Genomic DNA, 15,975 nt, shown 5'->3' on the forward strand with positions numbered 1-15,975 from the left:
CAGCCGGCCGGCGCGGCGCCGGTCGGGATCCGTCGTCACGCGACTCCGCCTCCGTTCCGGCGACGGTGTCCGCGAGAGCGCCGTCGCTCAGGCGCCGACGTACTCCGCGAGATGCTCGCCGGTGAGGGTGGAGCGAGCGGCGACCAGATCGGCCGGTGTGCCCTCGAAGACGATGCGGCCCCCGTCGTGGCCGGCGCCGGGGCCGAGGTCGATGATCCAGTCGGCATGCGCCATGACCGCCTGGTGGTGCTCCACGACGATCACCGACTTGCCGGAGTCGACGAGCCGGTCCAGCAGGCCGAGGAGCTGCTCGACGTCGGCGAGGTGGAGGCCGGCGGTCGGCTCGTCGAGCACGTAGACGCCGCCCTTCTCCGCCATGTGGGTCGCCAGCTTGAGCCGCTGCCGCTCGCCGCCCGACAGTGTGGTCAGCGGCTGGCCGAGGCTGAGGTAGCCGAGCCCGACGTCGGCGAGCCGGACCAGGATGCGGTGCGCTGCCGGCGTGTGCGCCTCGCCCGCGCCGAAGAACTCCTCGGCCTCGGTCACCGACATCGCCAGCACCTCGCTGATGTCGCGGCCGCCGAGGTGGTACTCCAGCACCGACGCCTGGAACCGCTTCCCCTCGCAGTCCTCGCAGGGGGTGGAGACACCGGCCATCATCGCCAGGTCGGTGTAGATGACGCCGGCACCGTTGCAGGTGGGGCAGGCGCCTTCGGAGTTGGCGCTGAACAGCGCCGGCTTCACGCCGTTGACCTTCGCGAACGCCTTGCGGATCGGTTCGAGCAGTCCCGTGTACGTCGCCGGGTTGCTCCGCCGCGAGCCCTTGATCGGGCTCTGGTCGACCGACACCACACCCTCGCCGGCGGGGATCGAGCCGTGCACGAGCGAGCTCTTGCCGGAGCCGGCCACGCCGGTGACGACGGCGAGCACCCCGAGCGGGACGTCGACGTCGACGCCCTGCAGGTTGTTCGCCGTCGCGCCGCGGATCTCCAGCGCGCCGGTGGGCTTGCGCACCGTCTCCTTGACTGCGGCCCGGTCGTCGAGATGGCGGCCGGTGACGGTGCCGCCGGCCCGCAGGCCCTCGACGGTGCCCTCGAAGCAGACGGTGCCGCCCTCCGTACCGGCGCCGGGGCCGAGGTCGACGACGTGGTCGGCGATCGCGATCACCTCCGGCTTGTGCTCCACGACGAGCACCGTGTTGCCCTTGTCCCGCAGCCGCAGCAGCAGGTCGTTCATCCGCTGGATGTCGTGCGGGTGCAGGCCGATGGTGGGCTCGTCGAAGACGTACGTGACGTCGGTGATGGAGGAGCCGAGGTGACGGATCATCTTGACGCGCTGCGCCTCGCCGCCGGACAGCGTGCCCGCCGGCCGGTTGAGCGAGAGATAGCCGAGCCCGATCTCCACGAACGAGTCGAGGGTCTGCTGCAGCGCGGTCAGCAGCGGCGCCACCGACGGTTCCTTCAGTCCGCGGACCCACTTGGCGAGGTCCCTGATCTCCATCGCGCAGGCGTCGGCGATGCTGATCTTGTCGATCTTCGACGACCTGGCGCCTTCGCTGAGCCGGGTACCGTCGCACTCGGGACAGACGGTGAAGGTCACCGCCCGCTCCACGAACGCCCGGATGTGCGGCTGCATCGCCTCCTTGTCCTTGGACAGGAACGACTTCTGGATCTTGGGGATCAGCCCCTCGTAGGTGAGGTTGACGCCGTTGACCTTCACCTTGGTCGGCTCACGGTAGAGGAAGTCCTGCATCTCCTTCTTGGTGAACCTGCGGATCGGCTTGTTCGGGTCGAGGAAGCCCGACTCGGCATAGATCCCCACGGTCCACACGTTGTCCGACTTCCAGCCGGGGATGGTGAACGCGCCCTCGGCGATCGACTTGGAGTCGTCGTAGAGCTGGGTCAGGTCGATGTCGGAGACCGTGCCGCGGCCCTCGCAGCGGGTGCACATGCCGCCGGTGCGCTCGAAGGTCGCCTTCTCGGACTTGGTCTTGGCGCCGCGCTGCACGGTGATCGCGCCGCTCGCCCGGACCGAGGCGGTGTTGAACGAGTACGCGCTGGGCGGACCGATGTGCGGCTTGCCGAGCCGGCTGAAGAGGATGCGCAGCATGGCGTTGGCATCGGTGGCGGTGCCGACCGTGGAGCGCGGGTCGGCGCCCATGCGCTGCTGGTCGACGGAGATCGCGGTGGTCAGTCCGTCGAGGACGTCGACCTCGGGTCGCGCGAGCGTCGGCATGAAGCCCTGGACGAAGGCGCTGTAGGTCTCGTTGATCAGCCGCTGCGACTCCGCGGCGATCGTGTCGAACACCAGCGAGCTCTTGCCCGAGCCGGAGACGCCGGTGAACACCGTCAGCCGGCGCTTCGGGATCTCGATGCTGACGTCCTTGAGGTTGTTCTCGCGCGCGCCGTGCACGCGGATCAGATCGTGGCTGTCGGCAGCGTGCAGCGCAGGCGACTGCGTGTCCGTCCTCTTGGCCATGCTTATCGTTTCTCCATCTGTCGGGCGGGGCCGCTTCTCGCGGTCTCCGTCGGCGTCGCCTGGCTCGATCCGACCAGCCTCGAGCAGTATGTCTGGTTGTCGCACGTCGTCACCGGTCGCTGTCGTACGTCGTCACCGGTCGCCGCGACCGCCGCATCCCTCAGCGCAGCTCCTGGATGCGGATCAGGTTGCCGGCGGGATCGCGGACGGCGCAGTCGCGGACACCGTACGGCTGCTCGGTCGGTTCCTGGACGATCTCGGCGTCGTCGGCCTGCAGCCGCGCGAAGGCGCCGTCGAGATCGGCGGTGGCCAGGAGGACGCGGGCGTAGGTGCCCTTGGCCATCATCTCGGCGACGGTACGGCGCTCGTGGTCGGTGACGCCGGGGTCGGCGACCGGCGGCTCCAGGACGAGGGACGTGCCGGGCTGATCGGCGGGGCCGACCGTGATCCAGCGCATCCCGTCGTACCCGACGTCGTTGCGGACCTCGAAGCCGAGGGTGTCGCGGTAGAAGGCCAGGGAGGCGTCCGGGTCGGTGTGCGGGAGGAAGCTCGCGTGAATGCTGACGTTCATGGCAGCCACGCTAGGCGCGGCCCAGGGGCCGGCGCTTCTCGATTCCTGACCGGTCCGGCCGGCGTTCCCCCGCAGCCGGCGCGACCGCATGAGCAGCCCCTTGCAGCTCTGCCGACCGGTGCCGGTCTTCACCGTGGAGCCGAACGACCCGCACCATTCCCGTTGTTACGCAGCAGATCCGCGACGTTGCGCGACACCGGCGACGGTTCACGCCTCGTCACTCGCCACGCCAGACGTTGTCGAAGGCGGCGTCCTCGATGCCGCGGCGCTGACGGACCGCTTCCAGTTCCCTCACCGCGTCGTTGACGGCGGCCAGAACGGTCACGGTCGCGTCGTCGGCGAGGTGGTCAAGATCTTCGGTCGGCTCGTCGCGGAGTCCGGCGGCGGCCCCGAGGACGGCGAGGACGGGCTCGCCCGACGTCCAGCGGTCGTCCGCGCGGCGGCGGGCCGGTGAGTCGACCAGGGTGATTCGGTCGGACCGGAGCGGGATCCAGCGGTGGCGCTGCCGGGTGACCTGTCCTTCGGCCTCCAGGGCGGCGAGATAGGCCGAGGAGAGACCGCGGCCTCGGCGCCACAGCCAGTCGTCGACGGACTCGTACGGCGTCTCTCGGGTGAGCGACGACGCCGCCTCCTGCAGCAGACGATCATCGATCTGCGGCTGAAGGCCGGGCACGATGCGCTCGCCGTCCACCGTGACGGTCTGACTGTCGATGAGGTCGAGCAGTTCGGCTCCTGCGAGCGCGAGCGACAGCTCGCCCTGCTCGACAGGACGGTCGGACGCGACGTCCATGGTGACGATCAACAGGTCCCACGGTGTGGTCATGACGGGGCTCCACGTCGAAGGCTTGGATGGCCGTACGTCGCCGGAAGGCCGACCTGGCGCCCCGTGCGGGACCGGGGCGCGACGGCCGCGTGCGACGGGTCCGGCCCGGCCCGGCGCCGCGGACAGGGTCCGACGACGGGACCTGCGAGCGGTTGACCGACTGCGGCTCGAGGGGACGCTCGTACCGGTTCGGCATGTCGTCCAGCATGCCCTACCACCACTATGTGGCGCGAGGGACCGATGCGCAGCACGACAGCGGCAGCGTTTGCGGGGACGGCTGAGTTCGACCACGGACAGTTCCTGGCTTCTAGTCCTGCTGCGGCTGCTGTTGCGGTTCCTCCGGCTGTTGCGGCTGCTCGGGCTCATTCGGCTCCTCGGGCTGCGCGGGGCGCTCCGGGAGCTGCTGCTCCGATTGCTTTGGTTCCTCCGGCTGTTGCGGCTCTTCCGGCTCGACCGGCTGCTGAGGCTGCTCGGGCTCGACCGGCTTCTCGGGCTGCTGCGGCTCGACGGGCTTCTCGGGCGCAACCGGCTTCTCGGGCTGCTGCGGCTTGTCCGGCTCAACCGGCTTCTCGGGCTCAACCGGCTTCTCCGGCTGCTTCGAGGGCCCCTCGTCCTTCTTCTCGTCCTTGCCCTTCTCCTTGTCCTCGTCCTTCTTCTCGTCCTTGCCCTTCTCCTTGTCCTCGTCCTTCTTCTCGTCCTTGCCCTTCTCCTTGTCCTCGTCCTTCTTCTCGTCCTTGCCCTTCTCCTTGTCCTCGTCCTTCTTCTCGTCCTCGTCCTTCTTCTCGTCCTCGTCCTTCTTCTCGTCCTTGCCCTTCTTCTCGTCCTTGCCCTTCTTCTCGTCCTTGCCCTTCTTCTCGTCCTCGTCCTTCTTCTCGTCCTCGTCCTTCTTCTCGTCCTCGTCCTTCTTCTCGTCCTCGTCCTTCTTCTCGTCCTCGTCCTCGCCCGAGGACTCCTCCGGAGTCTCGGTGGCTGGCTCCGGCAGGACCGGGACCGATGTACCTGGGGGTTGGCCCTTCGGGGGAGGAACGCGGTGGTCGCTCTTGCCCTGCGTGTCTCCGCTCGGGCGCTCGAACCATCCCTTGGTCGCACGGTCGAACATCGTCACCGTCTTCATCGGCTTGGCCGCCGGAACGACCGCGACGATGTTGGCGGGCTGGAACGACGACCACTTCTCGCCCGTGAGCTTCTGATCGCCCTTGACGGCGACGGCCGGGGCCAGGGGGTTGCCGCAGGCGCAGCGGACGCGCGGTACGCCGCGGTTGTCGACGAGGACGGCCGTGCCGGACTGCAGGATGGCTTGGTAGCTCGTGGCCGCGCCGTTCTTGTAGCCGTGGTTGGTGACCCGCGTGTCCCAGCTCAGCCGCGCAGGTGTCAGCGACCGCAGATACGAGGGGATTTCAGGCTGCTGGATGTCCAGAGCACCGGCGAAGGCCTTCCCTTTGGTGTCGTTCTGGACGAGGAACGTGATCTGCTTCTCCACGTCGCAGCTCGCGACGTTCTGCGTGCCCCCGTAGAGCCCCGGATGCGCGCCGCTGACCGCGACGGCGCGTGCGCCGATTCTTGATGTATCCGAGCCGGACGGGACTTCGGTGCCCGTGGTGTCCGTAGCGGCCGACGGGGTGAACGGATCGCGGCCGGCGGCCGAGGCGGTCTGGAGGAAGATCTCTCCGCCGGCCTTGGTCCCGCCCATGAGCGTGAGGGCGAGGATCACCGCCATCGCCACGACGACCGCGGTGCCGGCGCTCACCAGGGTGAGCCGTGTCCGCCACCACGACGCGGGTCCTCCTCGGCCGCGGTCGCGGCCGGGCTCGTCGGGTTGGCCGGGGTGGTCGCCGACGGTCGGTGGGCCGGGAGGTCCCGGAGGGGGTGGAGGCCCAGGAGACCCAGGAGGAGGAGGCGGCGGGCGCAGCTCGTCCGTCGGCCGGTCGGACAGCGGACCGGACGGGGGGCCGGACGGCGATCCGGACTTGGGGTCGGTGGGGCGCTCGGAGGGAGGAGGCACGGAACTCACGGCTCTCTCCCCGAGAACAGAGACATCGGGAAAATGATGATTACCCTCATTTGCCCTCCTTCTGGCCATTATGGTCGCCGCACCCGGGAGATGTGGATCATGAGGGCACGGAGGGCGCTCTCGAAATGCGCCCGCACCCCATTAGGCCCCGGCCGCACAGGCGGCGTCATGCCGCTGCTTTTCGGGGCTTGACAGGCGACAGCGACACCCCTGGACCGTCCGCGACCCCTCGGAGAGCCGCGCCGCACGGGCACCGAAGAGCCGGCGCGGTTCCAGGATCACCTGGGCTATTTCGTGACATCCGTCACGCCCGATTCGGCACTAGGTCTGCCGAATAGTAGAGAGCCTCCATATGGACATATGAGACTTGTCCGTCTTGAAAGAGACATGTCCCGCAGGGGATGTGGGGGCATTCGACCCGCTCGCCGGATCCGCCCGTTTGTCGAACTCTCAGGGGATTCTGACGACCCGACAGATGGAGCCGATCATTCCGGAAGTCGGTCCAGCACGCCTGTGCGCTCATTTCAAGAGGCGTCACGCCCTACGAGCCGCAGTAGTACCGAGGCTCATTGCCCTGTGCGCGCGGCGCTCTTAACAATGGCGGCCCGCAAAGGCGTCTCCGCAGCTCAGCGCAGGACCAGTGCTGAGCCGAACCGTTCCGGGGGCGCTCCGCGAATACCGAGTGAGGTCAGGCATGAGGAAGCACCGCAGGAAGACGCATTACCGGAAGATAACCATCGCCGCCGTCGCCTTGAGCGCTGTGGCCGTGCCTTCCGTAGCCATGGCCTGTATGGATCCGCAGGAAACCCCCGGAAGCCAGGAGACCCAGGGAAGCCAGCAGAGCCGGGGCGGCAAGTCCTGGGGCGACTGGCAGAACGCCTCCGCCGACGAGCAGGGACAGCGGGGGCAGCACGGCCAGCGCTGGCAGCACGGCGGCTGGGACTGGAAGAAGAAGTCCGGCGGTGAGCAGGGCGGCTCGGAAGAGACCGGTGCTCAGCCCACCGCACCGAACGCGCCCACCGCACCGAGCGCACCGACCACGTCGGCTCCCGAGGCTCCCAAGGCCCCCGCTTCCCCGAGCGCCCCGAAGCCCGCCGCGTCCCCGAGCAAGCCCGCGGCCGCCGCTCCCGCGTCCGGTGCCGTCGCCCGCGTCGTCCAGCTCGTCAACAGCGAGCGCAGCAAGGCCGGGTGCAGCCCGGTGACGGTGAACGCCAAGCTGACCAAGGCCGCCCAGGACCACAGCAAGGACATGGCCGCCCACCGCAACATGTCCCACGACGGCTCCGACGGCTCGAACCCGGGCGACCGGATCACGCGCGCCGGCTACAGCTGGAGCACGTACGGCGAGAACGTCGCCTACGGTTACGACACCCCCGAGCAGGTCATGGCGGGCTGGATGTCCAGCCCGGGCCACAAGCGCAACATCCTGAACTGCGAGTTCAAGGAGATCGGCGTCGCCCTCGCGCAGCCCGACAACTACTGGACCCAGGACTTCGGCACGGCGCGATAGCCGCCCCGCCGGCACCCGGCGACGTACGAACGCACCTGGCGACGTGCGAAACGCCGAAGGGCCCCGACCGTGACGGTCGGGGCCCTTCGCCGTGGCGTCGCCCATCCCGCACGGGAGTGATCACGGGAGCGATCACGGGAGTGATTCCGGAAGAATCCTCCGCGAGGTGTCGAGAAGCGCGCATCGGCTCCGACGTCCCCTGTGAGAGTTGCCCACGACGGGTGACGACGCATCCGAGGGAGCGAAGTCATGAAGTATCTGGTGATGGTCCAGAGCACGCAGGCCGACTACGAGGCGATGCGCGGACGGCCGTCGCAGCACAGCCCGGTCTGGAGCGAGAAGGATCTGCAGGCGATGTTCTCCTTCATGGAGGGGATCAACAACGACCTGGCCGAGTCCGGTGAGCTGGTGGACGCGCAGGGCCTGGTCGAGCCCGCGAAGACCCGATTCGTGAGCGTGGACGCCGAGGGGCGGCCGGTGATCTCGGACGGTCCGTACGGGGAGACGAAGGAGCTGCTCGCCGGATACTGGGTGCTGGACTGCGCGAGCCTGGAGCGGGTCACGGAGATCGCCGCCCGGGTCGCCCGCTGCCCGGTCCCCGAGGGCACGCCCGACCACCCGGTGGTGATCCGGCCCATCCAGGACGGCGCGGGCGATCTGTGCTGACGCGACCGGGACCCGGCGGGTCCGGCCCGAGGCGATCCGTGAGGCGCGCGTGAGGCGTACGACCGAGGTCGAGGACCTGCTGCGGCTGCACGCCCCGCAGGTCCTCGGCGCGCTCGTACGCCGCTACGGACACTTCGGGCCCGCCGAGGACGCGGTACAGGAGGCGCTGCTCGCCGCCGCGCAGCAGTGGCCGGAGACCGGCGTGCCGGTCAATCCGCGTGGCTGGCTGATCAGGGTCGCCTCGCGCCGGCTGACCGATCAGCTGCGCAGCGACGAGGCACGGCGACGGCGCGAGGAGACGGCCGCGCAGCTCACGCCACACGACGCGTTCACGGCGCCGCCGCCCGGTGAGGGCCGGGCCCCGTCCGAGGACGACACGCTCACGCTGCTGTTCCTGTGCTGCCACCCGGCGCTCACGCCCGCCGCGCAGATCGCGCTGACACTGCGCGCGGTCGGCGGTCTGACGACGGCCGAGATCGCCCGCGCGCTCCTCGTCCCCGAGGCGACGACGGCACAGCGCATCAGCCGGGCCAAGGCGAAGATCAAGGGCGTGCCGTTCCGCCGGCCGGGGCCCGAGGACCGCGACGAGCGACTGGCCGCCGTCCTCCAGGTGCTGTATCTGATCTTCAACGAGGGCTATACGGCCACGTCCGGGGCCGCTCTGCACCGTGCCGACCTCGCCCAGGAGGCGATCCGGCTGACCCGGGCGGTGCGCCGGCTGCTGCCCAGGGAGGGGCAGGTCACCGGGCTGCTGGCCCTCATGCTGCTCACCGACGCCCGCAGCGCGGCACGCACCGGGCCGCACGGCGAGCTGATCCCGCTCGACGAGCAGGACCGCACGCGGTGGAACCGCGACGCGATCACCGAGGGCACGGCGCTGGTGGAGGAAGCCCTCTCGGAGGGCCCGGCCGGCGCGTACCAGCTGCAGGCGGCGATCGCGGCCCTGCACGACGAGGCGGCGCGGGCGGAGGACACCGACTGGCCGCAGATCCTCGCCCTGTACGACGTGCTCGTGCGCCGTGCGCCCGAGCCGATGGCCCAGCTGGGCAGGGCGGTGGCGCTCGCCATGGTGGAGGGGCCGGAGGCGGGACTGGCCGAAGTGGCCGGGCTGGAGGACCGGTTGGCGGACCATCACCGGCTGGACGCCGTACGCGCCCATCTGCTGGAGAGGGCCGGGGACCGGGAGGGCGCCCACGCGGCCTACCAGCGGGCCGCCGAGCGGACGCTCAGTGCCCCCGAGACCCGCTATCTCCAGATGCGGGCCGCCCGGCTGCGGCAGGACCACGACGGGGAGTGAGGCGGGGAGTGAGGCGGGGACCGCGACGGGAGTGCGGCGGGAAGTCCTGACCGGACTCTGGCCATTCACCCGACCCGCCAGTAGCTTACCGCCGGTAACTCACTGTCCTTCTCCTGCCCCACGCCCTTCAGGAGTGCGCCGTGAAGACAGAACTGTCCCCTGCCGTCGCCGCCCTCGCCGCAGCACTGGCGCTCACCGTGGCTTCCGCCGCCCCGGCCTCCGCGACCCCACCGGTCACGGCCACGGCCGACGCCGCCGGACTCCGCGAGGTGCTGTTCGTCGGGAACAACTGGGAAGGCACCGCCGACGTGCTCGAATCGTCCGGAGCGCTGACGAAAGTCGGCCGGATCAACGTCGTCCCCGACAAGGACGAGCGGCTGCTGGAGATCTACCTCAACCCCGTGAAACTGGCCTACTTCCTGGGGATACGGACGACGGTGGGCGAGGGCCACGACCAGTTCGTGGACGACATGTACTCGACCCCCGACGGGTCCGCCGTCGTGGTCTCCCGCCCCAGCTTCGCCGACGTCGTGTCGATCGATGTCACCACGGGCAGGGTCAACTGGCGGTTCCCCGTGTCCGGTTACCGCGCCGACCACATGGCCGTCTCCCCGGACGGCACGCGCGTCGCCGTGTCCGCCTCGACGTCCAACACCGTCCATGTCCTCGACATCGGCACCGGCCGCCAGACCGGCTCGTTCAGCACCGGCGACAAGCCGCACGAGAACGTCTTCAGCAAGGACGGCAAGCACATCTGGAACATGGCCATCGGCGAGGTCAACACCGCGCTCGACGACCCGTTCTGGGACTGGACGAAGGGCGACCGGAAGATCACGGTCGTCGACGCGAACACCTACGAGACCGTCAAGGTCATCGACATGCGGCAGCGGCTGGACGCCTTCGGCCGCGGCGACCTGTCCGACGCGGTACGGCCGGTGGCCTTCTCGCCCGACGAGTCGAAGCTGTACTTCCAGGTGTCGTTCTTCAACGGCTTCCTGGAGTACGACGTGGCCGCCGACCGGATCACCCGCCAGAAGACGCTCCCGAAGAACCCCGCCACCAGCGAGGACCGCACGACCTGGGTCAACGACTCGCGCCACCACGGCATGTCGATGAGCCCGGCGGGCGACAAGATCTGCATCGCCGGGACGATGGACGACTACGCGACGGTCGTCGACCGGGCCACCCTCCAGGAGGGGCCGCTGGTCCCGGCATCGAAGCCCTACTGGGCCACGGTGAGCGGGGACGGGAAGTCCTGCGTCGTCTCCGAGAGCGGCTCCGACTCGGTCACCGCGATCGACTTCGCGACCGGCCGGAAAGTGGCGTCCGTGCCGGTCGGGGACCATCCGCAGCGGGTACGGCTCGGCCATGTACCGGCCGACTGGACGAGCCCCTCGGCCGCGCGGTAGCAGCCCGCACGGCACGACCACCGGCACATACCGTCCGACGGCGGGGTGACGCTGCTCAACGGCGTCACCCCGAAGGCGGCGTTCCCTCCGGCCCGACCGCACCCCGGGGACAGGCCGTCTCTCTCCGGCCCAGCCTCGCCCCGGTGGCGGCGTTCCCTCCGGCCCGACCGCATCCCGAGGACAGGCCGCCCCTCCGCCCGGGCCTCGTCCCGGGGCTGGCGGTCCCTTCGTCCCGGCGGCACGATCGGAGCATGACACGCACGTTTGACCACCTGGTCGCCGAGGCCGAGTCCGTGTCCGTGGCCGGATGGGACTTCTCCTGGCTGGACGGGCGCGCCACCGAGCAGCGTCCCTCCTGGGGCTACCAGCGGCTCATGAGCGAGCGGCTGGCGCAGGCCTCCGCCGCCCTCGACATCCAGACCGGCGGCGGCGAGGTCCTCGCCGGAGCCCCGAAGCTGCCGCCGCTGATGGTCGCCACCGAGGCCTGGCCGCCGAACGTGGAGAAGGCCACCCAGCTGCTCCACCCGCTGGGCGCCGTCGTCGTCGTGGACCCGGACGAGCCGCCGCTGCCGTTCGGCGACGAGGCCTTCGACCTGGTCGTCAGCCGGCACCCGGTGACCGTCTGGTGGGACGAGATCGCGCGCGTACTGCGGCCCGGCGGGACGTATCTCTCCCAGCAGGTCGGACCCGCCAGCGTCTTCGAGCTGGTCGAGTACTTCCTCGGGCCCCAGCCGCAGGAGGCGCGCCGCGCCCGTCATCCCGACGACGCGCGCACCGCCGCCGAGGCCGCGGGGCTGGAGATCACCGACCTGCGGTCCGAGTCGCTGCGCACCGAGTTCTTCGACATCGGCGCGGTGATCTACTTCCTGCGGAAGGTCGTGTGGATGGTGCCGGGCTTCACCGTGGCCCACCACCGCGACCGGCTCGGGGAGCTGCACGACCGGATCGAGGCGGAGGGCCCGTTCGTCGCCCGTACCACTCGCTTCCTGATCGAGGCCCGCAAGCCGGCCCGCAAACCGCCCGGCGGACCGGCCCGCGAACCGGCGCGCGAACCCGCCTGACGCCGGACGCCGGACGTGCGTCGCGCCCGCGCGGGAGGGATCATCAGGGAATGAACCCCACGATTCATCTCGCCCAGCAGGCCGACGCCGACGAGCTGCTCGGACGCAGTCCGCTCGCCGCGCTCGTCGGCATGCTGCTGGACCAGCAGGTCCCGATGGAGTGGGCCTTCGCGGGCCCGTACACGATCGCCCAGCGCATGGGCACCGAGGACCTCGACGCGCACGACATCGCCGCCCGGGACCCGGAGGCCTTCGTCGCGCTGCTGTCCGAGAAGCCGGCCGTGCACCGCTATCCGGGGTCCATGGCCAAGCGGATCCAGCAGCTGTGCCAGTACCTGGTGGACGAGTACGGCGGCGACCCGACCGCGCTGTGGAAGGACGTGGCGACCGGCAAGGAGCTGCTCGCGCGGCTGAACGCGCTGCCCGGATTCGGCAAGCAGAAGTCCCAGATCTTCCTGGCCCTGCTGGGCAAGCAGTTCGGCGTCACCCCGAAGGGCTGGAGGGAGGCGGCAGGGGCGTACGGCGAGGCCGGCTCGTACCGTTCGGCGGCCGACATCACCGGTCCGGAGTCACTGGCCAAGGTCCGTGCGCACAAGCAGGAGATGAAGCGGGCGGCGAAGTCAGCCAAATGACTCACAAGTACGCCCGAAGACGTACCAGTTGATGACGATGCTGCTGAATATCACGTGAGTTGTGGCACATCTGTTCACAGAACCCTCAGAGATCGCTAACTTCCCATCAACCTCGTTCACACCGGGAAGGACCTCTGTGAAGGCAACCCATCGCAGAGCAGTGGCCACCGTGGCCGCAGCCGCACTCGCGACTCCGCTCCTGCTGGCATCAGCCTCGCCCGCCACCGCTCACCGGCACGACCCTGCCAAGGAAGCGGCGAAGGAAGCGGCCAAGCTCTCCAAGAAGCTGGTCCGCGAATCGTCCGCCAAGGACGCTTTCAAGCACCTGCAGAAGCTGCAGCAGATAGCCGACAGCACCGGCGGCCACCGCGCCGCCGGATCGCTGGGCCACGACGCCTCTGCCGCGTACGTCTACCAGCAGCTGAAGAAGGCCGGGTACGACGTCTCGTACCAGAACTTCGAGTTCATCTACACCGAGACCCAGGCAGAGAAGCTGTCGGTGGTCTCGCCCGCGCCCCGCGACATCGCGATATCGGCGATGACGTACACCAAGTCGACGCCCGTGGGCGGCATCAAGGCCGATCTGGCCGCCGTGCCCGTCGACGCCGACGGCACCACGGGCTGTGAGCCCGGCGACTTCGCGTCCGGGACCTTCACCGGCAAGGTCGCGCTGGTCCAGCGCGGTGGCTGCACCTTCGCCATCAAGCAGGAGAACGCGGCGGCCGCGGGCGCGGTCGGCGCGATCATCTACAACAACACCGAGGGCGCGCTGTCCGGGACGCTCGGCGACCCGGCGGCCGGGAAGATACCCACCGGCGGCATCACCCGGGCCGAGGGCGTCAAGCTCGCCGCCGACCTGGCCAAGGGCCCGGTGAACATCAGCTTCGAGGTGCGCCAGCTCCAGGAGAAGCGCACCACCCGCAACGTCATCGCGGAGACCCGGCACGGGAACGCCGCCAACACGGTGATGCTCGGCGCCCACCTCGACTCCGTGACGGCCGGCCCCGGCATCAACGACAACGGCTCCGGCTCGGCCGGTCTGCTCGAAGTCGCCCTGGAACTCGCCGAGTCCCACAAGCGGCCCGCCAACAAGGTGCGGTTCGCCTGGTGGGGCGCGGAGGAGAACGGTCTCCTCGGCTCGGAGCACTACGTCGCGAACCTCAGCGCCCTGGGCAAGAAGGAAATCAAGCTCTACCTGAACTTCGACATGATCGCGTCGCCGAACTACGGCCTGTTCGTGTACGACGGCGACGACTCGGACGGCGTCGGCTCGCCCGCCGGACCGGCCGGCTCCGCCCAGCTGGAGCGCGACATCAACGAGTTCATGGACAAGCAGGGCAGGCCGCACGAGGGCACGGACTTCACCGGCCGCTCCGACTACGGCCCGTTCGTCGAGGCCGGCATCCCGTCCGGCGGCACCTTCACCGGCGCGGAGGGCATCAAGACCGCCGCGCAGGCCGCGAAGTTCGGCGGCACGGCCGGTGTCGCGTACGACGCGTGCTACCACGCCAAGTGCGACGACATCAAGAACGTCAACATGAAGGCGTTCGACGCCAACGTGGACGTCATCGCCAACGCGGTCGGCACCTACTCGCAGGACCTGAGCTCGCTGCGCAAGCCGGTGACCACCGTCCCGACGGACGGCGACGCGGGCAGCGGTGGCGGTCTCCACGACGGCCACGACCACGAGGTCACCGAGTAACCGGGTGACTGAATGACCGGGGCTCCGCCCCGGACCGTTCCCCGCGCCTCCGGGCACGGGGAACCCTCACCACGAACGCCGGTGGGGCTTCTCCCGAAGCCCCACCGGCGCTTTCCGTACGGCACTCCCTTTCCGTACGGCACTCCGCTTCCCGTACGGACCTCCCGGGCGCTCCCCGGCCCGTCCCGGCCCTCACCGCCGGCGGCGTGACGCCGTCCCGAAGAGCGAGCGCGAGATCTCGCGGCCCAGTTGGGTGCCGACCGAGCGGGCGAGCGACTTGAAGAGACCACTGCCCATCACCTGGCCGACGAGCGACTCGTCCCGCGCGGCGCGTGGGGCATGTGCCTCACGGGCCGCCTCCTTCGCCGCCTCGGCCTCCTGCGCGGCCCTCAGCGCCGCCGCCTCCGCCGCCTGCTGCTCCGCCGTCAGCTTCTCGTACGCCGACTCCCGGTCCACAGCCTGTGCATAGCGTGCGTACAGCACCGAGGACTTCACCGCCGTGTCCAGCGCGGTCGCGTCGACCGGACCCATCAGCGACTGCGGAGCCCGCAGCCGCGTCGCCGCGACCGGCGTCGGCACGCCCGTCTCGCTCAGTACGGTGACGACCGCCTCTCCGGTGCCCAGCGAGGTGAGGACCTCCTCCAGGTCGTACGCCGACTTCGGGAACGTCCGCACCGTCGCCTTCAGCGCCTTCTCGTCGTCCGGTGTGAACGCCCGCAGCGCGTGCTGCACCCGGTTGCCGAGCTGCGCCAGCACATCGCCCGGCACGTCCTTCGGCGTCTGCGTCACGAAGAAGACCCCCACCCCCTTCGAGCGAATCAGCCGCACCGTCTGGGTGATCGACTCCAGGAACGCCTTCGACGCCCCGCTGAACAGCAGATGCGCCTCGTCGAAGAAGAACACCAGCTTGGGCCTGTCGAGGTCGCCGACCTCCGGCAGCCCGCCGTACAGATCCGCGAGCAGCCACATCAGGAAGGTGGAGAAGAGCTGCGGCTTGTCCTGCACGGCCGGCAGTTCCAGCACGGACACGAGCCCCCGCCCGTCCGGCGCCGTCCGCAACAGCTCGCCGGTGTCGTACTCGGGCTCCCCGAAGAAGTCGCCCGCGCCCTGCTGTTCGAACGCCGTGATCGCCCGCAGGATCACTCCGGCCGTCGCCGTCGACAGCCCGCCGATGCCCTTCAGCTCCGGCTTCCCGGTGTCGGAGACGAGGAACGCGACCACGGCCCGCAGATCCTTCAGATCCACCAGCTCCAGGCCCTTGGTGTCGGCGTAGTGGAAGATCAGGCCGAGCGACTGCTCCTGCGTCTGGTTGAGCTCCAGCACCTTGGAGAGCAGCACGGGGCCGAAGTCGGTGACGGTGGCCCGGACCGGGATGCCGTGCCCGATGCCGCCCAGCGCGTAGAACTCGCAGGGGAAGCCCGCCGCCTGCCACTGCTGGCCCACCTGCCCAGCCCGCGCGGTGGTCTTCTCCCCGCGCTGCCCTGGCGCGGAGATGCCCGAGACATCGCCCTTGACGTCGGCGAGGAAGACGGGAACGCCGTTCGCCGACAGCTGCTCCGCGATCAGCTGGAGCGTCTTGGTCTTGCCGGTGCCGGTCGCCCCGGCGACCAGACCATGGCGGTTGAGCATGCCGAGCGGGATCCTGATCCGCGCCTGCGGGAAGCACTGTCCGTCCCAGAGCAGGGCGCCCAGGTCGAGGGCGGGTCCCGGGAAGGCGTAACCGGCGGCGATCTCCCCGGCCTCGGGGGACAGCGTTCCAGCCCCGGAGGGGCCAGGGGACGGCGGCGGCTGGTCGGACTCAGTCATGACACGGCCCCT

General features: G+C 70.0%; 12 protein-coding genes. 7 read left to right on the top strand and 5 right to left on the bottom strand.

Going from position 1 to position 15,975, the window contains the following annotated elements:
• Positions 1-87 precede the first annotated feature (87 nt).
• From OG766_RS16945 to OG766_RS16960, 4 genes are all read right to left on the bottom strand, one after another.
• Complete coding sequence (locus OG766_RS16945) at positions 88-2,481, bottom strand: ATP-binding cassette domain-containing protein (RefSeq protein ID WP_443045607.1); 2,394 nt, start codon at positions 2,479-2,481, stop codon at positions 88-90.
• A 154-nt stretch (positions 2,482-2,635) separates the two neighbouring features.
• Positions 2,636-3,046 carry a VOC family protein gene (locus tag OG766_RS16950; RefSeq protein ID WP_266379940.1) on the bottom strand — a complete coding sequence of 137 codons (411 nt, stop codon included), beginning with the start codon at positions 3,044-3,046 and terminating at the stop codon, positions 2,636-2,638.
• Between the two features lie 217 nt (positions 3,047-3,263).
• A complete protein-coding gene (locus OG766_RS16955; RefSeq protein WP_266379943.1) occupies positions 3,264-3,869 on the bottom strand; it encodes a GOLPH3/VPS74 family protein in 606 nt (201 codons plus the stop codon).
• Between the two features lie 307 nt (positions 3,870-4,176).
• Complete coding sequence (locus OG766_RS16960; RefSeq protein WP_328725699.1) at positions 4,177-5,616, bottom strand: DUF6777 domain-containing protein; 1,440 nt, start codon at positions 5,614-5,616, stop codon at positions 4,177-4,179.
• Positions 5,617-6,574: 958 nt separating this feature from the next.
• Between OG766_RS16960 and OG766_RS16965 the strand changes: the two genes are divergently transcribed.
• The 7 genes from OG766_RS16965 to OG766_RS16995 all read left to right on the top strand — a co-directional run bounded on the left by OG766_RS16965 (position 6,575) and on the right by OG766_RS16995 (position 14,157).
• Positions 6,575-7,390, top strand: coding sequence for a CAP domain-containing protein (locus tag OG766_RS16965; RefSeq protein WP_266379947.1), 816 nt, complete (start codon positions 6,575-6,577; stop codon positions 7,388-7,390).
• 249 nt (positions 7,391-7,639) lie between these two features.
• Positions 7,640-8,056 (top strand): YciI family protein, encoded by a 417-nt coding sequence (locus tag OG766_RS16970; protein ID WP_266379950.1) that lies wholly within the window; start codon positions 7,640-7,642, stop codon positions 8,054-8,056.
• A gap of 49 nt (positions 8,057-8,105) precedes the next feature.
• Entirely contained in the window at positions 8,106-9,353 is a 1,248-nt protein-coding gene (locus OG766_RS16975; RefSeq protein ID WP_266379953.1) for an RNA polymerase sigma factor, read from the top strand.
• Positions 9,354-9,493: 140 nt separating this feature from the next.
• Positions 9,494-10,762, top strand: a complete 1,269-nt coding sequence (locus tag OG766_RS16980; protein ID WP_266379955.1) for a YncE family protein — start codon at positions 9,494-9,496, stop codon at positions 10,760-10,762.
• Positions 10,763-11,013: 251 nt separating this feature from the next.
• A complete protein-coding gene (locus tag OG766_RS16985) occupies positions 11,014-11,823 on the top strand; it encodes a class I SAM-dependent methyltransferase (RefSeq protein WP_266379957.1) in 810 nt (269 codons plus the stop codon).
• A gap of 50 nt (positions 11,824-11,873) precedes the next feature.
• A complete protein-coding gene (locus OG766_RS16990) occupies positions 11,874-12,455 on the top strand; it encodes an HhH-GPD-type base excision DNA repair protein (protein WP_266379960.1) in 582 nt (193 codons plus the stop codon).
• Between the two features lie 160 nt (positions 12,456-12,615).
• Positions 12,616-14,157, top strand: a complete 1,542-nt coding sequence (locus tag OG766_RS16995; RefSeq protein WP_266384205.1) for a M28 family metallopeptidase — start codon at positions 12,616-12,618, stop codon at positions 14,155-14,157.
• A 192-nt stretch (positions 14,158-14,349) separates the two neighbouring features.
• On the opposite strand, the gene OG766_RS17000 is transcribed toward OG766_RS16995, so the two are convergent.
• The gene (locus OG766_RS17000) at positions 14,350-15,963 is read right to left on the bottom strand and encodes a helicase HerA-like domain-containing protein (RefSeq protein ID WP_266379962.1); all 1,614 of its coding nucleotides are present in this window, start codon (positions 15,961-15,963) and stop codon (positions 14,350-14,352) included.
• Positions 15,964-15,975 lie beyond the last annotated feature (12 nt).

The sequence above is a fragment of the Streptomyces sp. NBC_00259 genome, assembly GCF_036181745.1.
Lineage (GTDB): Bacteria > Actinomycetota > Actinomycetes > Streptomycetales > Streptomycetaceae > Streptomyces > Streptomyces pratisoli.